Annotated in this window: 18 protein-coding genes and 1 pseudogene; 13 read left to right on the forward strand and 6 right to left on the reverse strand. The window is 33.2% G+C overall.

Going from position 1 to position 20,876, the window contains the following annotated elements:
* Positions 1–60 precede the first annotated feature (60 nt).
* The 5 genes from LPB87_RS06095 to LPB87_RS06115 form a co-directional block, all read right to left on the reverse strand.
* Entirely contained in the window at positions 61–663 is a 603-nt protein-coding gene (locus tag LPB87_RS06095; RefSeq protein ID WP_230605287.1) for a hypothetical protein, read from the reverse strand.
* Between the two features lie 200 nt (positions 664–863).
* Positions 864–1,655, reverse strand: a complete 792-nt coding sequence (locus tag LPB87_RS06100) for a hypothetical protein (RefSeq protein ID WP_230605288.1) — start codon at positions 1,653–1,655, stop codon at positions 864–866.
* Positions 1,656–1,711: 56 nt separating this feature from the next.
* Positions 1,712–2,425: a hypothetical protein gene (locus LPB87_RS06105; RefSeq protein ID WP_230605289.1), complete on the reverse strand. Its 714-nt coding sequence runs from the start codon at positions 2,423–2,425 to the stop codon at positions 1,712–1,714.
* A gap of 36 nt (positions 2,426–2,461) precedes the next feature.
* Positions 2,462–2,860 carry a DUF5958 family protein gene (locus LPB87_RS06110; RefSeq protein ID WP_230605290.1) on the reverse strand — a complete coding sequence of 133 codons (399 nt, stop codon included), beginning with the start codon at positions 2,858–2,860 and terminating at the stop codon, positions 2,462–2,464.
* A gap of 19 nt (positions 2,861–2,879) precedes the next feature.
* Entirely contained in the window at positions 2,880–3,530 is a 651-nt protein-coding gene (locus tag LPB87_RS06115) for a hypothetical protein (RefSeq protein WP_230605291.1), read from the reverse strand.
* 319 nt (positions 3,531–3,849) lie between these two features.
* Between LPB87_RS06115 and dnaK the strand changes: the two genes are divergently transcribed.
* The 5 genes from dnaK to LPB87_RS06140 all read left to right on the forward strand — a co-directional run bounded on the left by dnaK (position 3,850) and on the right by LPB87_RS06140 (position 8,934).
* Positions 3,850–5,733 carry a molecular chaperone DnaK gene (dnaK, locus tag LPB87_RS06120; protein WP_129538099.1) on the forward strand — a complete coding sequence of 628 codons (1,884 nt, stop codon included), beginning with the start codon at positions 3,850–3,852 and terminating at the stop codon, positions 5,731–5,733.
* Positions 5,734–5,937: 204 nt separating this feature from the next.
* On the forward strand, positions 5,938–6,492 hold the full coding sequence (locus tag LPB87_RS06125; protein ID WP_230605292.1) for a helix-turn-helix domain-containing protein: 555 nt from the start codon (positions 5,938–5,940) through the stop codon (positions 6,490–6,492).
* A complete protein-coding gene (locus LPB87_RS06130; protein WP_230605293.1) occupies positions 6,489–7,739 on the forward strand; it encodes a site-specific integrase in 1,251 nt (416 codons plus the stop codon). Before LPB87_RS06125 ends, LPB87_RS06130 begins: the two co-directional genes overlap by 4 nt.
* 5 nt (positions 7,740–7,744) lie before the next feature.
* Positions 7,745–8,485, forward strand: coding sequence for a hypothetical protein (locus LPB87_RS06135; protein WP_230605294.1), 741 nt, complete (start codon positions 7,745–7,747; stop codon positions 8,483–8,485).
* A gap of 107 nt (positions 8,486–8,592) precedes the next feature.
* A complete protein-coding gene (locus LPB87_RS06140) occupies positions 8,593–8,934 on the forward strand; it encodes a helix-turn-helix domain-containing protein (protein WP_230605295.1) in 342 nt (113 codons plus the stop codon).
* Between the two features lie 700 nt (positions 8,935–9,634).
* Here the strand turns inward: LPB87_RS06140 and LPB87_RS06145 are convergent.
* Complete coding sequence (locus LPB87_RS06145; protein WP_230605296.1) at positions 9,635–13,219, reverse strand: T9SS type A sorting domain-containing protein; 3,585 nt, start codon at positions 13,217–13,219, stop codon at positions 9,635–9,637.
* A gap of 1,485 nt (positions 13,220–14,704) precedes the next feature.
* Between LPB87_RS06145 and LPB87_RS06150 the strand changes: the two genes are divergently transcribed.
* From LPB87_RS06150 to LPB87_RS06185, 8 genes and pseudogenes are all read left to right on the forward strand, one after another.
* Positions 14,705–15,151: a T9SS type A sorting domain-containing protein gene (locus LPB87_RS06150; RefSeq protein WP_230605297.1), complete on the forward strand. Its 447-nt coding sequence runs from the start codon at positions 14,705–14,707 to the stop codon at positions 15,149–15,151.
* A 4-nt stretch (positions 15,152–15,155) separates the two neighbouring features.
* Entirely contained in the window at positions 15,156–17,186 is a 2,031-nt protein-coding gene (locus tag LPB87_RS06155) for a VCBS repeat-containing protein (protein ID WP_230605298.1), read from the forward strand.
* Complete coding sequence (locus LPB87_RS06160) at positions 17,162–17,458, forward strand: hypothetical protein (protein WP_230605299.1); 297 nt, start codon at positions 17,162–17,164, stop codon at positions 17,456–17,458. The genes LPB87_RS06155 and LPB87_RS06160 overlap by 25 nt, the downstream gene beginning before the upstream one ends.
* Before the next feature lie 107 nt (positions 17,459–17,565).
* Positions 17,566–17,907 carry a helix-turn-helix domain-containing protein gene (locus LPB87_RS06165; protein WP_230605295.1) on the forward strand — a complete coding sequence of 114 codons (342 nt, stop codon included), beginning with the start codon at positions 17,566–17,568 and terminating at the stop codon, positions 17,905–17,907.
* Positions 17,908–18,072: 165 nt separating this feature from the next.
* A pseudogene (locus LPB87_RS06170) lies at positions 18,073–18,705 on the forward strand (IS6 family transposase).
* A 100-nt stretch (positions 18,706–18,805) separates the two neighbouring features.
* Complete coding sequence (locus LPB87_RS06175) at positions 18,806–19,372, forward strand: zeta toxin family protein (protein ID WP_230605300.1); 567 nt, start codon at positions 18,806–18,808, stop codon at positions 19,370–19,372.
* A gap of 6 nt (positions 19,373–19,378) precedes the next feature.
* Entirely contained in the window at positions 19,379–19,534 is a 156-nt protein-coding gene (locus LPB87_RS06180) for a hypothetical protein (RefSeq protein ID WP_165572135.1), read from the forward strand.
* Between the two features lie 248 nt (positions 19,535–19,782).
* Positions 19,783–20,502, forward strand: a complete 720-nt coding sequence (locus LPB87_RS06185; protein WP_230605301.1) for an IS6 family transposase — start codon at positions 19,783–19,785, stop codon at positions 20,500–20,502.
* Positions 20,503–20,876: the final 374 nt, after the last annotated feature.

Raw genomic sequence — 20,876 nt, forward strand, 5'->3', positions numbered from 1 at the left:
AAAGTTATTGCTAGGTAGTTAAAGTATGACTAGCATGAATTGATATTGGGATAGCATCGTTTAATAAAATTCGGTTGTAAATGGAGTAAAATGCTGTAATTTAGGCAATGGTCGTATTAGAATTTTCTTTTGAGATCTGGTAGGTTTTTCGTCGCTATCATCGTAACGTTCGGTTGTGCTTACTCGTATTCCGGTTGATAAATTAAAATCAACTGTTCCCATTGTTCCTTGTCCATCTGAATATGTTTCAGAAAAACCTATTAATTCAAAATTAGTATTCTGATAGCGAAATTTATGCTCAAAATTGCCTCTTGTTAATTCGTTTTTAATAGTTAAAATACCTTTTTCGATAGCGATATCATAGAAGGATTGTCCATTGTAATATCCATCTTTGCCTTCTGGATATTGTGGATCAATGGCCTTTGTTGTTGAGATAATTTCTTTGAAAGCACCGTTGGGATGCGCAAAGAATACGCTTAGTTTATAAGGTGCTTTTTTATCTATAGTATCTTGGGTTACTATAACTAAATCATCTAAATTATCTTTATTTAAGTCTCCTGTTGCTTTTTTTATTTGAACAATAAAGTTGTCATTCGAGCTCCTTTTTTGAGCCATTAACGATGAAGAAATGAAAATAAAAAGAAGTAGTACTATTTTGTTCATAATTGATATAGTCTTTTTGATAGGTAGAAACATAGTTTACAAGATACTGAAGAAAATAAGATTAATAGCTGTGTTCCCTTTTTTTGGGTATTTAACTGCAAAGTTTACAACGTTTTTTAAAAAAAGATAATTCACAAATAGCACCCTATATGTGTGCTATTTGTGAATTATGTTAATCGTGTTATAGAATATGTGTTTATTTATGGTTCGTCACACTCAAATGTTACGTTTGTAAATAATTTATTAAATTCTTTCTCCATTGTACCATCATCGCCTACTCTATAAACTTCTGCATTGGCACAATTCCACCAGCCATATGTCATTATTTCTTGTTTAGCATTTTGTATTCTGTCCTTAGAGTTGTATTTTTCTAAATGACGTTGCATAAATTTTTCAGGGCTACCATTATTCTTTTTTTGTTTTTCGGCCAGATTATTCCAGGTTTTCAACAGTAAGATAGTATCATTCGAAATTAATGCTTTTGCATATTCGGTACAGTTTTTAGAGAATCGGTTGTTTAGTAAAACTGAAGGATTGGAATAAGCTTCGATAGCTATCTTTTTTAGTTCATATATGTCTTCTAATTCATGTATTTTGTCTGCTTTTACTTTTTCCCAATACGGATTGGTGACAATTTTTTGGTTGTAGGAAGCTTTTCTTTCGTTGTATTCTGCAGTTAATTCACGAGTTAATTTCTCAGCATCGGTAGCTGAAGTTGGGGTAGTATTTGTATTTAAATAGGCGCTAGAATGCATGCCCCATATATTATATGTGTTTTTTAATTCCTCTTCAGTATATTTTTCAGAATTATATTCACCTGTGTTTGAGCATAATTCAGTATCCCATTTAAAAATGGCAGTTTTACCATTAGTAGTTTTGTTTTCTGTCGTTGAGGTTGTGGTCTCTTCTTTTCCTTCAGTTTGGTTTTTTTGTTTATCAGAGCAAGATAATAATAGTATCGAACTCAAGAATACGAATAGGGTTTGTTTCATTGGGTAATAATTAAATATAAAACTTGACTTTTAGTAATTCGAATTTAATACTATTTTTAATACCCTTTATCATTATAGATATTGAATTTTTCGAAAGAAATTTCTCCAAAGTCTTTTACTGTTTTTAGTTTCTCATAATCAACAACTAAGGCTTCAGCATTTTCGTCAGCACTATCATTAAATTTATAGTTTATGTAATGATCTTTGTAGAGAAACCAATTGTTTTTGGGTTTATTATATTTAAATGTAGTGACATTTTCCCAATGATGACCTCCTGAAACGCCATGTTCTATAGAGAAATAACCATTTTTTATTGTTATTCCAGTAAAAGGATCTCCAAATAAACCTCCACAATCTATGCAATAAACGGCATTATTATTTTGATAAGCCAGTTTGTAAGTGCCGTCTCTTTGTCCTATTAAGAGGAGCATAGGTCTTTTGTCGGGTTTGTTTTCGGCGTAGTTAGATGTTGATTCTTCACTAGTTTTTCGTAAAACTAAAATAGCATCAGTGTATTCATCAAGATTAAGATCTCCAGACTCAATGCTTATCACGCTATACCCTTTTGGAACAAATACTTTTAAATCTTGGTCTAAACTATCAATGGAGTCATTAAAAGTTTGATGCTTTTTTATTGAATCTATTTTGTTTTTTTCAATTTGAATCGAATCAATGTTCTTTCCTGATTTATCGATTACCTTTTCTTTTGTGGCTTGCTTGCAAGAAAAAAGAATTAATGATGTTAGTAGGAGGAATGCAGTATTTTTCATTGGTTTTATCAATGTTTTTTAATTTTAAGAAAAATTTTAGAGGTTGTCTAAATTATGCCAATCATGATAGCAATTACCTTGACAATATGTATTTCTTCTTTCGATGTCCGATATTTTAAATACCGAAATTAATGAAATAAAAGTTTTTTTTATTTCATAATTAGGAAGCAATTCAATCTTATCTAAAGCAACCTTTAGGTTCTTATAAGTTTTTAAAAATACAATAGCAGTTACTGTTGGTTTTAAAGGGATTAATTGAATTGCCTTATTGAATGTTTCTTCGTTAGGATGTGATTGTATTAAGCATTGGCTTGTCAATCTAATAATTTTTCTTTGAATTTGAGTTTCAAAAATATCAAACCAATCTAAAATTTGCTCAAGATTAATTTTTTCTTGAGCAAACTTATTAATCATTATATCTTCTTCGGTTAACAATTCTATGCTTTTATAATTATCATGATGGTTTATTTTTCTTGATTTCTTGTGCTATTTTAAGAACGTCCATCCAGTTTTTTTCTGTACTTGGTTTTGGATTGTCTAAAATAGTTTCTCCGTTAAAGTCTAAAATGTATTCATTAGATTCAAAATCAAATAAATGAATTTTATTATTTTCTATATTAAATTCGGTTCTACCTTCTTGGTTTACCCAAATATTTCTTCCTCCAAAACTCCATATTGTTTCTCCATCTTTGGTTATTCTCTTAATATCGAGTTCTCCATGGATAATAAAATCATCTTGGATTTTATGTATTGAGAAATTAGTAATGAAATCTATTTCTTTTCGCCATACTAAATTTAGGCTTGGTATTTCGAGACAATACACTTTATTACAAACGCAAATCCAGATCCTGTCATCTTCGATTATAAATGATTTTTCGGTTATTGCAGTTGCACTACCACTTTCACAAATAATAGCACTAGCAATTTTAGTATCAGATTTCTTAACAATAATTCCGCATTTACTTGTAGAATAAAGCTTATCTTTATCTTTCTTTTCTTGAAAGAAAACGGTATCATAAACTTTTAAATTATCAATTGAGTTTATTGTGTAATTGCTGTCATTAAAGATTTCAATTTGATAATTTTTATAGTTAAGCTTTACCATTTATTATTTTCTTGCTAAGGTAGTTGATTACAAATTTAAACGCTTTGTCTAAATTAATTAAAATATATGAATTAATACAAAATTCCTGACGCTGTCACGAAAGCTATAGGAATGGAAGTATAGCTCCTTAATAATGACATCACAGATTGTGTTATGACGCAGATGTCAGGGTGTAAAAATGTCATATTGTCATATTGTATTTGATGTGCCAGCCTATAAAACTGACAATTTATATAGTTTTTTTGTATTGGCACAAAGATTGACTTAAGCACCATGAGTTGTTAAAATAAGTATACATCAAAATTAAATATATAAAAAAATGGGTAAAATAATCGGAATTGATTTAGGGACTACGAACTCTTGTGTTTCTGTAATGGAAGGTAACGAAGCAGTTGTTATTCCTAACGCAGAAGGAAAAAGAACTACACCATCTATCATCGCTTTTGTTGAAGGTGGAGAAATTAAAGTAGGAGATCCTGCAAAAAGACAAGCAGTAACGAATCCTACAAAAACAATTGCTTCTATTAAACGTTTTATGGGACACACTTTTGCTGAAACTACAAATGAAGCAAAAAGAGTATCATACAAAGTAGTAAAAGGTGACAACAATACTCCACGTGTGGATATTGATGGTCGTTTATATACTGCTCAAGAATTGTCAGCAATGACTCTTCAAAAAATGAAAAAAACTGCTGAAGACTATTTAGGTCAAACAGTAACTGAAGCAGTTATTACTGTTCCTGCTTACTTTAATGATGCACAACGTCAAGCTACAAAAGAAGCTGGAGAGATTGCTGGTCTTAAAGTTATGCGTATAATCAATGAGCCAACTGCAGCTGCACTTGCTTACGGATTAGACAAAAAAGGAACTGATCAAAAAATTGCTGTTTACGATTTAGGTGGAGGTACATTTGATATTTCTGTTCTTGAATTAGGAGATGGAGTTTTCGAAGTATTGTCTACAAACGGTGATACTCACTTAGGTGGAGATGACTTTGACCACGAAATTATTGACTGGTTAGCTGACGAATTCAAAGCTGAAGAAGGTATCGACTTACGTCTTGACCCAATGTCATTACAACGTTTGAAAGAAGCTGCTGAGAAAGCAAAAATTGAATTGTCTTCTTCTTCAGAAACTGAAATCAACTTACCATACGTTACAGCTACGGCTTCTGGACCAAAACACTTAGTGAAAAAATTGTCTAGAGCTCAATTCGAAAAATTAACTGATTCTTTAGTAAAACGTTCTATGGAGCCTGTTGCTAAAGCATTAAAAGATGCTGGTTTAACTACATCTGATATTGACGAAGTTATTCTTGTTGGAGGTTCTACTCGTATGCCAAGAATTGCTGAGGAAGTTGAAAAATTCTTCGGTAAAAAAGCATCTAAAGGAGTTAACCCTGATGAGGTTGTTGCAATTGGAGCAGCTATTCAAGGTGGTGTATTATCTGGAGATGTAAAAGATGTATTGTTACTTGACGTTACACCTTTATCTTTAGGTATCGAAACTATGGGTGGTGTATTAACTAAATTAATTGAAGCTAATACTACAATTCCAACTAAAAAATCACAAGTTTTCTCAACTGCTGCTGATTCTCAACCATCTGTTGAAATTCACGTATTGCAAGGTGAAAGAGCTATGGCTGCTGATAACAAAACTATCGGTCGTTTCCATTTAGATGGTATTCCACCAGCACCAAGAGGAGTTCCTCAAATTGAGGTTACTTTTGATATTGATGCAAATGGTATTATTAAAGTTTCTGCAACTGATAAAGGAACAGGAAAATCTCACGATATCCGTATCGAAGCTTCTTCTGGATTAACAGCTGAAGAAATCGAAAAAATGAAAAAAGATGCAGAAGCTAATGCTGATGCTGATAAAATAGCAAAAGAAAGAGCTGAGAAATTAAACGAAGCTGACAGCATGATTTTCCAAACTGAAACTCAATTAAAAGAGTTAGGAAGTAAATTAGCTGACGATCATAAAGTTGCTGTTGAGTACGCTTTAACTGAATTGAGAATGGCTCACCAATCTCAAGACATTCCAGCTATTCAAACTGCTCTTGACAACATTAATGCAGCTTGGAAAACAGCTACAGAAGCAATGTACGCTCAAGGAGAACAAGGTCAACAAGCAGCTCCACAACAAGAGCAAGCTCAAGGAGACAATGTTGAAGACGTTGAATTCGAAGAAGTCAAATAATTACTGATTAACATCAGTTAATATTAAGTGTTAAACCGCTGTAAACGAAATGTTTACAGCGGTTTTTCTTTTTTATTCTTTTTTGTTTCTGCTGTTTTTTAATCGTTTTTTGCCATATATTTGTACCATATTTGTACCGGCACTTAAAAGGAGACAAAGTGGGACTTATGTACCCTTATGGTACCTTAATGGGAGACAAAGACTATGAAAAGATCTGATAAACAATGTTTTAATTGTGGGAAAGAATTTCTGCCTAAAACCGTGACTTCTGTTTACTGCTCGCATGTATGCAGTAAAAAAGCATACAAACAGAAGATGATACGGCTGAAGAATGAAGCGGAGATCAAAGCGCTTACGGATAAAATACCCCAGAACAGGGCATTTATTTCTGTTGCGGAAGCTGGCATGCTTTTTGGCATTCCCAATAAGTCCCTTTACCGGCTTGTCGGTCAGGGAAAAATTCCTTCAGTTAATCTAGGGACTCGCCTTATAAGAATAGACCGCAGAGTTATGGAAGAGATGTTCGGCCCTGCAAGCATCCTGCAGCAGGCTGAAAGCCCACCGAAGAAAAAACTATACAGTCTTGAAAAAGAGGACTGCTATTGCATCGGTGAAATAGCCCAGAGATTTCAGATATCTGAAGGTTCTGTCTACAGCCACATCAGGAAATATTCAATCCCGACCAGACAGATTGGAAAGCATGTATATGCCCCAAAAAGCGAAATTGACAACTTGTATAACGGAAATGATTTCATATGAAGCAATTAGCAAAAACCAAGGTGACTGTGCGCCTGCGAAAAGCAGAAGACCGAAAGGAATGGTATGTTTACATAGAAAGCTATCCTGTTGAGGTTTGTGGAAAGAAAGCTCCCCAGAGAATCCGTGAATATTTAAACAGATCCGTAACAACAGTGGAGTGGGACAAGAAAAGAACTGCCCGTACAGATGCAGAGGGTGTAAAATCCTATAAACCCAGACGCAGCGATAACGGAATTATAATCTGCAGAAGCGAAAGTGACCGTGAAACAATGCTCTATGCTGACGCAGTGCGTAAAATCCGGCAAAAAGAATACGATAATACAGATCTGTACAGTGATGCTGAGAACCTATTGGCTCAGCAGAAAGAAAAAGCAAAAGAGGATTTTATTAAATACATTGCTGCGGTGGCGGCTAAAAGGCACGCCCGAAGTTCAAAATCTATTCAGATCAATTGGCAGCGGACCAGAGAGTTTTTAAAGAGCTATTCCAAAGGCAGCCTCATGTTTTCTCAAATTGACAGCAGAATGGCGGAAGATTTTAAACTGTTTCTGTTGGGTGCCCCGCTCGGAGGAGGCAAAAAAGGAATCATTTCCCGCAACACTGCCGGAACGTATTTTTCCATATTTAAAGCCGCTTTGAAACAGGCTTTTATTGATGGATATTTAACCGTTGATTTATCTTCAAAGATAAGAGGCATACCTGAGCAGGAATCAAGACGTGAATATCTTACCATTGAAGAATTGAATGCATTGGTCCAAACGCCATGTGAAAAAGATGTCCTTAAAAGAGCCGCGCTTTTCTCGGCGCTTACAGGTCTGAGGCATTCCGACATTCAGAAGCTCCGTTGGAAAGAGATAAGCCTGGAAGACGGCAGGGCCAAACTGCATTTCACGCAGAAAAAGACAAAGGGTGTCGAATACATGCCTATTTCCCAGCAGGCTTTAGATCTCTGCGGAGAACCGAGGCTTCCCGGACAGGTTGTCTTTGAGGATCTGCCGGACCCGTCGTGGATTTCACGCCCTCTGAAAAAATGGATTGAATTGGCAGGCATTAAAAAAAATATTACCTTCCACTGCTTCCGCCATACATTTGCAACATTGCAATTATCGAGCGGTACAGACATTTATACGGTCAGTAAAATGCTGGGACATACCAATGTAAAAACTACTGAAATCTATGCCAAAGTAATAGATGAGAAGAAAAACAGAGCCTCGCAGGCAATACAATTGGAATCTTTAAAGAAATAAGCGCAATGAAAATTAAATACTTTGAATATATTACAGTTTACCTGTCTGTTTTTTTAGTCTGCGTTTTTGTTGGCATAATCGGAAGAATGGTGCTGCTGGAAAAAGGTGCGGATGAATATACAGCCGGCGTTTTTTTCTGGATCAGCACTGGATTTGGAATTTTAATGTTTGCAATTCTAAGTTTATTTCTAAACGATTTGGCTGAGAGATTGGTGAATCGTTTTTTGAAGGCAAAAAAAAATGAATCGCCTGAAAGCCACATTCCAAATGAAAACCTTGAAAAAATGGAAGAGGAGTTGCAGGGTGCTTTAATTAAGCCCGTATTGTCTGAAAATAAAAATTCAGCCAGAGATATTCAGCTGATAAGGGAGCTGCGGCAAAATGCAATCAAAAATCAAAAACAAGCCAGAATTGATATTGCCATCCGTTATGCACAGCAAGAGTTTGCGATGTATACGTCGGACGATGATTTGAAACAATTGGGTAAGAATATAATCATATATGCTGAAGAAATAGATTTCGAAAATATTAAGCCGGTAAAAGTAAAGGATTTGTCCAATCTCGATTTGTATCATTTTGGCTGGAATATCTGGAATTGCTTTAAAGTCAGCAGGCAGGACAGAGCCGCACAATTTTTAAAGCTGACTTTTGCTGAGGCTTTAAAAGATGTTGAGCAGAACAGCATTAAAACCCATCTCAAAGATGATGAACAGAAAGGTCTTATAAAGATTATGGAAGATTTTTAAATATCAATAGTTATAAAACACTGTATTTTTCAAGTGTTTTTGTTGTGAAGTAGGACACAGCAAAAACACTTTTTTTATTTGCACCATAACTATTAAAAACGATAGCTATGGACATAAACGAAATCTCTTTTGAGAACCTGCCCAAAGCAGTAGCACACTTAGTGAAAGAAATTGCTGAGATTAAACTTATGATTCAGAATGTGCAGGTATATGAATCTAAAGAAAAAAGTATTCCTATTGGTGTGGAAGAAGCAAGCCGGTTAATAGGAAAAGCAAAGCCTACAATTTACGCTCTTGTAAGGCAGAGAAAAATTCCGTGCTATAAATATGGTAAAAAGCTGTATTTTTTTGAAGAAGAACTTTTAGAATGGATTTCTAAAGGTAAAAAGAAAACAATACAAGAAATCGAATCAGAAGTATTGAAGTATAATCATAATCGAAATAAATAGAAGGATAACAGCCAGCAGGAATACTTATATCACTCTAGTAGATCATCAAAAAGCATTTAGTACAAAGCGATAAGTTATCTACAGATAGATAATTCATGGAATTAATGCGATTAAAATCAAGATTTTATGTTTTTAAAAAAACAAAGAGATCTCTAATTTTAAGTAGTTAAAAAAATACAGACGGCGAAAAGATAGCTTTTTGTAACAAACAAAAAAAAGATAGCTTTACAACTATCTTTTTGACTGAGTTTTTAACAATTCACTTAGTTTACACTCTATGTATAAGATCATTACAAATCCGTATTAATTTACCTTATCATTTGGAAAATAGATTTAATGAAAGTTAAATTTTACAGATTGAGCTATTATGAATTGAGGTATGCTTTAAAGAAGGTAGCTTCATTGTATAAAATTGAAATTTTAAAAGAGATTACGATACTAGATGACTATGTTTTTCTTTGCAGGTATAATGGAAAAAGATTAAAAGTATCCTCTTCTGAACCAAAATAGTTGTTTTTTATGAGTTGTTAAGTAACACAAAAAGATATAAAAAAAGCTCAATTCTTAAGAATTGAGCTTTTCAGTTATTGACACTTACAAGATAATTTACAAACCATTTTCTACAAGATGTGTAGCAATTGGTATGCTTTCATGGTAATTTATAAGATAATTTTTAAATATTAGAGTTTTTTAGTGTTTGTTATATTTTAATGATTTTTCTGTTGGAATTACCTTGATCGGACTTAATTTTCAAGAAATAAATGCCCTTTCTTACATGTGTTAAATCTAATTGAGTAGAAAGTACAGAGGGATTAAATTGGAATTCTTTTATTAATCTTCCATTGACATCGATTACTGATATTTTTTCTATCATGGTGTTAGCATGAATGTTTAACAGTCCGGTTGTTTGATTTGGAAAAATGTTATATTCATTTGCATTGTTTTTCAGAACTGACAAGGTACTTGAAAAACGTGTTGAAGCTGTATTTGTAACTATTTTTGGATTGAAATCGAAGTAGATATCAGCTGTATTAGTGATGATATCACCAGCGACTACATTGTTTAGTGGTTTTATTTTATAAGAAATGAAACCGTGTGAGTTGAGTTCGTCGTTCGTGCTGTCAGCAAGGTTGATTTTATCGAAGATAAATTTAACTTCCTTTCCATCTTTTATTTCTATCTTACCATTGTGACTCATACTCTCGAGTTGCATAGTTGTCCAATCCAATTTGTTGTCCAGAATGTTTTGCACTCTTACATTTATAGCACTCGCAGTACCAGTATTTTGAAAGCGGATTATGTAGTGAAGAAATTTGTCGACATCTTCAATTAGTACCTGTTTTCCTTCAAGGCAGGTAATGTCATTTGGGTCATATGAACCAATAACAGTTTGTTTTAGGGTGAAGTTATTATCTTTTTCTGTATGATCATCTCCTGAATCAGGGATTACAGTTACATTTGAAATAACGTTTTCATTTATATTAGTTGTAGGTGATGCAAAAACAGTAAAGTTCAAATCGATAGTTTTGGTCTCGAACGGTTTTAAATTTGTGAAATTAAAAGTCAATGTATTGCCAGTTTGTGAGGAAACATTTTCGGTCGCAGTCAGGAAGCTAAGTTTATTGTTATTGTATTCAAATTTGATGGTACCGTTTGATATTGTAGTGCCAGTGTTTCTGTAAACAATGCGATAGTTTGTAGCAAAACCTGGTCGTACATCATTTTGCGAAGGATACAAACTAACATTTAAATCATTTACTTCACCAATTGAAGCTATACAAAAGTCAGCTAGATGGGTATTATTCATTCCTGAAAAATTAAAAGCATGCGACGTTGGATTTGAAGTAAAATAGTCTGGTAACTGAGATGTAATTGATGTGGTAAAATTTCCCTCATTGGTTGCAACAAGATATGCTCCGTTTTGATCTGTAAAAGTTGCAAAACTATTACTTCCATTATCTGAAACAACCATAAGATTACTTCCCTTTACATCGGCAATTGTACATCCGTTCGAATCTGTATCAATTAACACTTTTCCTTGTATCTTATTACCCAAAGGTCCTAGATTCTCAAACACAGAAACTTTACCAATTGTGGTACCATAACCAAATACAGCTAAAACATCCAAATCGTTATCATTGTCAACATCAGCAGTATTCACGTCTAAACCTACAAAATATGGAGAAATCTGGTGGATTGTTTGTCTTTCAGAAAAAGTACCTTTTCCATCATTTGCATACCACGCAAGTAGTCCTGAAGTTTGTGCATTACCCGATGCTGTTAATACATCAATATCACCATCATTGTCGATATCTGCCGCATGAATTGATTTGCCCTGTATAGGCAATCTAGAAATATGATGCTTAAGGGAAAAATCGGCCTTTCCATTAATATTTTCATACCAAACAACTGAATCAAAAGGATCTCCCCCCATTGCACTTACCCCAATCACATCATTATCGCCATCACCATCAATATCTGCAGGATAAAGCGCTTGCATCTTACTAAAAGCAGATGAGTATTGGTATTCAAAGTTTCCCAATCCATCCGTATTCTTATAATAATAGCTATTCATATTATATGAAGAGGCAATAATATCCATATCATTATCTCCATCCATATCGGCTACTTCCAAAGAGGTTAGCGAACCATTAGTTCCTCCTGTGTCTGCAATGATTTGTTCAGGACCAAAGGTACCCTTGGAATCGAGGTTTTTATACCACGAAACTCTATTTGAATCATATACTCCACAAACCAAATCCATGTCACCATCTCCATCCATGTCCTTAGAACGAAGAAGGTCTGCAGAGCTGGTGTTGTCAATTAAATGTTCAGTAGTAAAATTCCCCAGTCCATCATTTTCATACCAAAACAATACTGAACGATTTATACTTGCAATATCTAAATCGCCATCGCCGTCAATATCTACAGGATATGCCCGAGGAATAGTATTACCAACTTCGACACTTTCGGTAATGATGTGCTGTTTGCCATAAAAACCCAATCCGTTAACATTTTCAAACCATGCTAATTTAGCATCATGTTGAGAATTAACTAATAAATCAATATCATTATCTCCATCAAAATCTCCAGAATACACATTGGTTGGATATTTGACTCTGCGGGCAATTACAACTTGCTTGCCAAAATTTCCGTTCCCATCAATATGTTTATACCAAGCTACTTTGTCATCATCACTAGATGCAGAGACGATGTCATTCTTTCCATCTCCATCAATATCTGCGGTGATCACAGATCTTACTCCAAACGCTTTATTTGTAATAATTTGCTGATTGCCAAAATCTCCTAAACCCGTTGTATTGTTCATCCATCCAATTTCATTTTTACTGGTATATAAAATATCGACTTTATTATCATTATTTATATCGGTTACTAAAACAGCATTGGTACTAACAGCATTGGATGCAATAATAATTTCATCACTAAAATTACCCAATCCATCTAGATTTTTATACCACACGACTTGCTTGTCGTTTGCTGAAGCAGAGATTATATCTCTATCACCATCATGATCGATATCTGAGGTAGTAATCGAACTTAATCCACCAGCTAAAATAGTTATTGTTTTGGGTGTACTAAAGGTACCTTTTCCATCCGTATTCTTGAGCCATACTATTTTATTATAATCTCTGTAACCAATGATAATATCCTTATCGTTGTCACCATCCAGATCTTCAGTAACTAAGAATGAAGCTGTAATTATATCGTAATAACTGTTTGTAATAACTTGCTCTTGTCCAAATTTTCCAGAACCATCGTTTTTGAACCAAACCAGCTTTGGCTTAGATGGAGTAGTAGTATAGTTATTATAAAAACATAGAATATCTATATTGCCATCACTATCTATATCACTAGGTACTGTTGTTAAAGCTTGCGTACCTAGGGTAAAATCTTGCATAACTTCAAAATTCCCTAAACCATCTCTATTTTTATACAAAACAAATTTATTGTATGCTGAGCCTAATATATCAAGGTCTCCATCATTATCAAAGTCAACAGTATACAAAGTGGAAGCTCCATTGGTTACCGCGATGGTTTTCTTTTCTCCAAAATTCCCTTGACCATCAACATTTTCATACCAGTTCAATTCTTCACCAGAAGCGATAATATCCAAATCATTGTCGCCATCAAGATCGACTGCCTTAACAAATTGAGGACTTCTGGTTGTATAAGAACTCCCTACAATAATGTTTTCATCAAACCCTGTTTGGCCATAAAAATTTAGAGAAACTGTTAATAATAGTATTAGTAATTTTATTTTCATATATAAAAAATTAAAGGTTTTGTAGTTTAGGGAAGTTTAAGAATCATCTTCCAAAAATATAAAATAATATTTATTAAAATTAAACTTTAAAAACTAAAATTTATTCGGGGGTTATGCTTAGTTATGATAATATAGACAACAAATAAATTTTGATGTTTTTTCATAATCTATAAAATGATTCTGATATGGATCTAAAGGAGAAACTATAGAATTCACAAGGATTCAGTCTAAAAAGTAGCTTTATAACTATCTTTTAGACTGAATTTTTAACAATTCACTTGCTTTATATCTTTTTCTGTTACTGAATGAGACTTCAAGTTGTAATGGTGTTATGGAGCCACTATACTTTAGTAGACAAGAATATTACATTTGGATTACAAAATACAGGTGCAAAGATATTTTGTGATGGAGGAGGGGAACAGTTCTTTTTATAGAGAATTAAAAAGATCACTAATTGTACTATTGATAAAGGGGGGGTACTGAATTTAAATAAAGGGTATAATTTCTAAAAAAACGCAAAATCAATAGCAACATTAAAACTGCAAGACCTAGTGAAAAGCAAAGCGCAATTCTTATCCCATAAGCATCGGCAATGAATCCTATATTGGCATCAATTCCATCAATATTGCCTACTGTAGTAAACACAATTGGTGTAATGAAACTCCAAGTCTAACTAAAAAGAATCCATTAAAGTGGTGAAAACTGCCGGGAAGATTAATGCGAGCAATACTGCGTCTTTGTTGTACGTTCTGTAAACTCATTTTTACAGAATTCGCAGATACGGGTAATCTTAATGTTTGAACTCATAGGAAATGTGACTTTAAGTGTCCCACTGTGACTCTATGTGCCACAATTCTGCCACAAAACCTTTAAGCATTTTAATAAATCATTGATAAGGATTATAAAAAAAACTACGAATCTTTGGATTTGAAAGTTTTGCGCGTTTTTTGAAAAGATTGTTAAAGTTGCCTTTTTTACTTCTTTTCTTCGTTTGGAAGGGAAAGCAAGATTTGAATCATAACACTAAAAACCTTATTTGTAAAGCATTTTCAAATAGTTTGATATCCTTATTGAAACTATTGGGTAAAAGGTTCTTACTTGTTTTTGTTTTATTTTCTTTTTAAGGAAATACGGCATCTTTTTGAATATTCCAAGCTTTACCATTTAGGAATGCTCTTTTTATTTTACCCACAGATGAGTATTGGTAAGTTGTTCTTGCGGATAGCTCTATTTTTTTACAAACTCTACTACCCAAAGATATTTCATATTTATAAAAATAAGATATCAGCTCTAGTATTCATAAAGTCAAGATTTACTTCTTTTTACATTAAATTGACTTCCTTCTTTTTAAACTACAATAGGATAAAATAGTATAGTTCATAGTTAATGTACTATAAATCTTACGTTTTAATTATCTCTAGGTTTGTCATTTAAAATAACTAAAATTTTATCTCATTTTAATCTAGTAAAAAATGGTGACCAATTATGAAAAAAATTTTATCAATCATTCTATTTAGTACTTTTTGTGTTGTTAAAGCACAGGAGCCAATACTAACATTTACTTACGATCCTATAACAGGAAATCAAATCGTTAGAGAATTTTGTCAAAGTTGTGGTACTGCAAAACCTGTTAAAGAAATTGAAGCTATCATAGAAGAAGATTTACTTGAAATTTCAAGTGAAAACATAATCTCATATCATCCCAATCCTGTAAAAGAGGAACTCTACTTAAAATGGGATCTCGTTAATGAAAACTATGTGAAATCTATACAGGTCATTGGAGTGAATGCTCAAATATTAGCAGAATACCAAAATAAAAAAGAAACTAACTTTCAAAATATTCCTTTTCAAAGTTATCCCACAGGAATCTATATCATATCATTATCATATAGTAATGGAGAGCAAAAAAGAATAAAAATCATTAAGCAATAATATTATGAGGCAATTTTACCTTACGATTCTCTTTATAAGCCTTAGTTTTTTTACTACAGAACAAACAAATCCTACTGGTCCCATGCGTGAGGCAGGTATTACAGATGGCGACTTATCAGTTACCTTGTCTGGCGGTGCTTCTTACTCGGTACCAATAGCTGTTCCCCCAGGAATTAATGGAGTCATTCCAGAAGTAAGTTTAAACTATAACAGCCAGGGAGGAAATGGGTCTGCGGGCTATGGATGGGCATTATCAGGATTATCATCAATTTCAAGAATCCCTGCCACAAAATTCCATGATGGTACAATTGATGGGGTTGATTTTGATGCTTTAGATCGATTTGCATTAGACGGCCAACGATTATTAGTGAAAAATGGAACTTCTGGGGTTAATGGAGGCAATGAGACAACATATGAAACAGAGATATTTTCCAACATAAAAATTACCTCTCATGGGATACATCCAAGTGGAGTAAATTTTGGACCAGCTTACTTTCTTGTAGAATATCCTGACGGTTCGAAAGCTTATTATGGTAATTCTACAGATTCACGTTCGATAACAGAATGGTCAATTACATATTGGGAAAATGCGCAAGGTATTCGAATTAGTTATTTATACAACCAAGCAAATAACTTATTGGAAATTGCTACTATAAAATATGGAACATTAACAACTACTACGCCCATAAATCAAATACAATTTATATATGAACCAAGAGTAAAATCTGAAAATTATTATATTGGAGGACAAAATATAATAAGAAGTAATCGTTTAAAGGAAATTAAATCTTCTGGAAATAACATTGGATTCAGAAATTATGTCCTAGACTATAATATGGCTCAATCTTCAGAAAAATATGATCGATTGTATTCCATTACAGAAAAGAGTGGAGATAATACAAAAAGTTATAATCCAACAGTTTTTAACTACAATAATACAGATGATTCTATTAATTACAATTCTAATCCCACTGTGTTAAGTGTCAATAGTGTCAATTCGACTAATGCTGTTACAGTAAATGGAGATTTTGATGGTGATGGTAATATGGATTTCATACTATATCCAAAGACAGGTGTAGAAGCTAAATCAATATATTGGATTTTTACTGGTATCACCCCTAATACTGGCACACAAACAATTCTAAATTTGGGACTACTTCAAGAGCCTGGTGCTTTTGATGAAATTCTGCCAGTTTCTTGGTTAAGTTCGAATAACAAACTTATGAATGGTCAAGGCTGGACAGTTGTAAAAACTAACCCAACTACAAATCTTACCACTTTTAAAACTTATCCTGTTGGTCCTTCTTCTATAAACCCTCAAGGTGAAAAATCATATACTTTTCCGAAATTCTCGTATTATTCTGAGCATCCTTTAAGTTGTACATCAACTAGACCACCATTTTTTTATACGGTAAATATTCCGAAACGTTATCTTAATGGTGATTTTAATGGTGATGGATTAACTGATATTGCAGTTGTAGAAGAGAACCTTGAGTATTCTTACTTAGCACCTTGCGACTCAAATAATGAGCCGCTTCACACTACAAGTAATTATTCGGGCGATACTTATTTTATGAATCTGGACAGACGACTAAATTCAAATTTTGTTAATAATGCTGGAAAATTAATTGTTTTAGAGACTAGTAAAACTTATGTCGCTGATTTTAATGGGGACGGAAAGTCGGACATTTATGTTTTTGATACTGGAAAAGTAAGGGTCTATTCCTTGAATGACAACAAACAGTTTATTTTATTATATCAAACACCAACTACAGATACAAGTATTCAATTAAGCAGACCTATTTTGATAGGTGACTTTAATGGTGATGGGAAATCGGACTTTATGATTCCTATAGAATCGGGGAATGGTTGGTACAGATATTTATCAACAGGTACCACTTTTGCTAAAGAAAACAGAAATATAGCCTATATAACTCCTAATGATTCGTTTAATAGTTATAATTATATTGCAACAGATTACGATAATGATGGAAAAAGTAAGAGTTTGCGATGTATACGTCGGACGATGATTTGAAACAATTAGGTAAGAATATAATCATATATGCTGAAGAAATAGATTTCGAAAATATTAAGCCGGTAAAAGTAAAGGATTTGTCCAATCTCGATTTGTATCATTTTGGCTGGAATATCTGGAATTGCTTTAAAGTCAGCAGGCAGGACAGAGCCGCACAATTTTTAAAGCTGACTTTTGCTGAGGCTTTAAAAGATGTTGAGCAGAACAGCATTAAAACCCATCTCAAAGATGATGAACAGAAAGGTCTTATAAAGATTATGGAAGATTTTTAAATATCAATAGTTATAAAACACTGTATTTTTCAAATGTTTTTGTTGTGAAGTAGGACACAGCAAAAACACTTTTTTTATTTGCACCATAACTATTAAAAACGATAGCTATGGACATAAACGAAATCTCTTTTGAGAACCTGCCCAAAGCAGTAGCACACTTAGTGAAAGAAATTGCTGAGATTAAACTTATGATTCAGAATGTGCAGGTATATGAATCTAAAGAAAAAAGTATTCCTATTGGTGTGGAAGAAGCAAGCCGGTTAATAGGAAAAGCAAAGCCTACAATTTACGCTCTTGTAAGGCAGAGAAAAATTCCGTGCTATAAATATGGTAAAAAGCTGTATTTTTTTGAAGAAGAACTTTTAGAATGGATTTCTAAAGGTAAAAAGAAAACAATACAAGAAATCGAATCAGAAGTATTGAAGTATAATCATAATCGAAATAAATAGAGGGATAACAGCAAGCAGGAATACTTATATCACTCTAGTAGATCATCAAAAAGCATTTAGTACAAAGCGATGTGTTGGTTCTGTCGCATCTGGGGAAAACTTTTATCTTTAGAATTTTAAAGCGATCAAAAAATGAATATTAAAGAAAATTGTTATCCAAAATAGATCATTCTTTAAGCAGTATATTTCAAATTAAGATTTACAAGTAGTTATCGTGATGTTGAAGAAATAATGAAGATTAGAGGAGTGCTTGTGGATCATGCCACGATCCAGCGCTGGGTTTATAAGTTTGCACCTTTGCTTGAGGCAGAGATGAAGAAGAAAAAAGGCAGAGTAGGGTCTACTTGGAGATTGGATGAGACATATATCAAAGAAAAAGGTATATGGTGTTATTTATATCGTGCATTAGATAAATTAGGCAATACGGTTGACTTTCTTTTGACTAGAAAAAGACAAAGAATGAGTGCTCAGTCATTTCTAATTAAAGCAATTGGTAATAATTACCAGCCAAGAGTAATAAATATTGATAAAAGCGGTTCTAATATCGCAGCCATCAAAGTATATAACAAACGTTTATGCTCAAAAATTAAAATCCGGCAGTGTAAATATCTCAACAATATTGTAGAACAGGACCATCGATTTATAAAATGGCGAATACAAAACGGGTTAGGTTTTAAAAGTTTTGAATCGGCTAGGCGAACATTGAGTGGAATTGAAGTTGTGCATATGCTTAGAAAGAATCAGATGGTCAAACCAGGGAAATCTATGTTTAAATCATTCTGTAAACTGGCATGCTAAATTTTAAATCACTTAAATTCTTATATTTGGTTCTGATAGATGCGACAGAACCTAATATAAACTATTTATATTAAATGTGAAATTGCTTATCTTTGCTCAAATGAGTAAAAATCTTTATATAATAGCAGGGTGTAATGGAGCAGGTAAAACAACCACTTCATTTACAATACTTCCAGAAATATTAAATTGTAAGGAGTTTGTAAATGCAGATGAGATTGCGAAAGGTCTATCACCCTTTCAGCCAGAAAAAGTTGCTTTTGAAGCTGGCAGAATAATGTTACATAGGATAAATGAGCTATTATCTAACAATGAAGTATTTGCTTTTGAGACAACATTAGCCACAAAAAGTTATAAATCAAAAGTAATTCTGGCGCAGGAAAAAGGATATAAGGTTATACTTTTGTTTTTTTGGCTTCAAGATGTTAATCTGGCTATTGAACGAGTAAGAACTAGAGTCCAGGAAGGTGGTCATAATATTGAAAATGATGTTATCAGACGCCGATATGCCAATGGATTAATAAATTTATTTAAGATATATTTACCAATAGTTGATGAGGCAATGATATTTGATAACACTAATGCAAAGGCAGAATTAATAGCACAAAAAACATTAGGTAATACGATTGAAATTTTAAATAAAATTAAGTTCGATAAACTAAAAGAATAACGACAAATGGAAAATCACAAAACAACATCGACTCAGAAGAAAGTTCTAGAAGGAATGGATAAAGTTTACGAAAAGCTAATTGAATTTAAAAAGAAAACAAACAGCGATTTAGTAGTAATGAAGGATGGTAAAATAGTCAGAATAAAACCTAATACATTGTAATTTTTTTTTGAAAATAAATTTTAAGCCCATTTCTATGGGCTTTTTTTATGCAGATATTTAAACAAAAGTAAAGATGAAATTTCTGACGGAGCCAGTAATGCGGTGCTTCATCTGCGATACTTTTATAATGAACGGTTCATATAAGGAATTTCTAATAAATATCAAGGATTTAAACCAATAGCCTAAACAAACGGTTCTGTCGCATCTGGGAATAACTTTTATCTTTAGAATTTTAAAGCGATCAAAAAATGAATACTAGAGGTCATTGTTATCCAAAACACATAATTCTTCAGGCAGTATATTTCAAATTAAGATTTACACTTAGTTACCGTGATGTTGAGGAAATAATGAAAATTAGAGGAGTGCTTGTGGATCATGCTACGATTCAGCGCTGGGTTTATAAGTTTACACCTTTGCTTGAGTCAGCGATGAAGAAGAGAAAAGGTAGAGTTGGAGGGAGCTGGAGATTAGATGAGACCTATATCAAAGTAAATGGTATTTGGTGTTATTTATATAGAGCAGTAGATAAATTAGGCAATACAGTAGACTTTCTTTTGACCAGAAAAAGACAGAGAATAAGCGCTCAGTCTTTTCTAATTAAAGCAATGAGTAACAACTGCAGACCAAGAGTAATAAACATTGATAAAAGCGGTTCTAATACTGCAGCGATCAAAGTATATAACAAACGTTCGTTCTCAAAGATTAAAATCCGACAGTGTAAATATCTCAACAATATTGTAGAACAGGACCATCGTTTTATCAAATGGCGCATACAAAACGCATTAGGCTTTAAAAGTTTTGAATCGGCCAAACGAACCTTGAGTGGAATTGAAGTTGTGCATATGCTGAGAAAGAATCATATGCTGAGAAAGAATCATATGCTGAGAAAGAATCATATGCTTAGAAAGAATCAGATGGTTAGACCAGCGATATCTATGTTTAAATCATTCTGTAAACTAGCGGGCTAAATTTTAAATTACTTAAATTTTTATATTTGATTCTGACAGATGCGACAGAGCCGTAGCAAGAAGTTCTTTTATTTTTTGAGCAACTTGATTAGGGGGAGAAGTCTCATTACCTCCAACTTCATTTGGTGTTTTTTTGTATTCGCCAACATTAAACCAGCCTTTTCCACTATCAGAAGTACCAGATTTTAATAAAAAATGAAGTTCTTTAATGATGGTTTCGATGAGCTTAGTATTTGCTTTTTCAATAATAAAATCGATGCAGCGAAAATGATTAGAGGTTTCAATAATGTCATCTACGTTTATACTTTCTTTAGAAGCACCAATTGTATTGGTTTCAAAAATATATCTGGTTTGATCGTGCGTAAGTCTGCTTC

This window comes from Flavobacterium sp. EDS (genome assembly GCF_020991525.1).
Taxonomy (GTDB): Bacteria; Bacteroidota; Bacteroidia; order Flavobacteriales; family Flavobacteriaceae; genus Flavobacterium.

What these genes read in the sequence shown, in the direction of transcription:
- LPB87_RS06140 (WP_230605295.1), top strand. Translation starts at nt 8,593, where the DNA reads ATGGACATAAACGAAATCTCTTTTGAGAACCTGCCCAAAGCAGTAGCA.
- LPB87_RS06130 (WP_230605293.1), top strand. Translation starts at nt 6,489, where the DNA reads ATGAAGCAATTAGCAAAAACCAAGGTGACTGTGCGCCTGCGAAAAGCA.
- LPB87_RS06160 (WP_230605299.1), top strand. Translation starts at nt 17,162, where the DNA reads ATGTATACGTCGGACGATGATTTGAAACAATTAGGTAAGAATATAATC.
- LPB87_RS06185 (WP_230605301.1), top strand. Translation starts at nt 19,783, where the DNA reads ATGAATACTAGAGGTCATTGTTATCCAAAACACATAATTCTTCAGGCA.
- LPB87_RS06175 (WP_230605300.1), top strand. Translation starts at nt 18,806, where the DNA reads ATGAGTAAAAATCTTTATATAATAGCAGGGTGTAATGGAGCAGGTAAA.
- LPB87_RS06100 (WP_230605288.1), bottom strand. Translation starts at nt 1,655, where the DNA reads ATGAAACAAACCCTATTCGTATTCTTGAGTTCGATACTATTATTATCT.
- LPB87_RS06155 (WP_230605298.1), top strand. Translation starts at nt 15,156, where the DNA reads ATGAGGCAATTTTACCTTACGATTCTCTTTATAAGCCTTAGTTTTTTT.
- LPB87_RS06115 (WP_230605291.1), bottom strand. Translation starts at nt 3,530, where the DNA reads ATGGTAAAGCTTAACTATAAAAATTATCAAATTGAAATCTTTAATGAC.
- dnaK (WP_129538099.1), top strand. Translation starts at nt 3,850, where the DNA reads ATGGGTAAAATAATCGGAATTGATTTAGGGACTACGAACTCTTGTGTT.
- LPB87_RS06105 (WP_230605289.1), bottom strand. Translation starts at nt 2,425, where the DNA reads ATGAAAAATACTGCATTCCTCCTACTAACATCATTAATTCTTTTTTCT.
- LPB87_RS06180 (WP_165572135.1), top strand. Translation starts at nt 19,379, where the DNA reads ATGGAAAATCACAAAACAACATCGACTCAGAAGAAAGTTCTAGAAGGA.
- LPB87_RS06165 (WP_230605295.1), top strand. Translation starts at nt 17,566, where the DNA reads ATGGACATAAACGAAATCTCTTTTGAGAACCTGCCCAAAGCAGTAGCA.
- LPB87_RS06095 (WP_230605287.1), bottom strand. Translation starts at nt 663, where the DNA reads ATGAACAAAATAGTACTACTTCTTTTTATTTTCATTTCTTCATCGTTA.
- LPB87_RS06135 (WP_230605294.1), top strand. Translation starts at nt 7,745, where the DNA reads ATGAAAATTAAATACTTTGAATATATTACAGTTTACCTGTCTGTTTTT.
- LPB87_RS06125 (WP_230605292.1), top strand. Translation starts at nt 5,938, where the DNA reads ATGAAAAGATCTGATAAACAATGTTTTAATTGTGGGAAAGAATTTCTG.
- LPB87_RS06145 (WP_230605296.1), bottom strand. Translation starts at nt 13,219, where the DNA reads ATGAAAATAAAATTACTAATACTATTATTAACAGTTTCTCTAAATTTT.
- LPB87_RS06150 (WP_230605297.1), top strand. Translation starts at nt 14,705, where the DNA reads ATGAAAAAAATTTTATCAATCATTCTATTTAGTACTTTTTGTGTTGTT.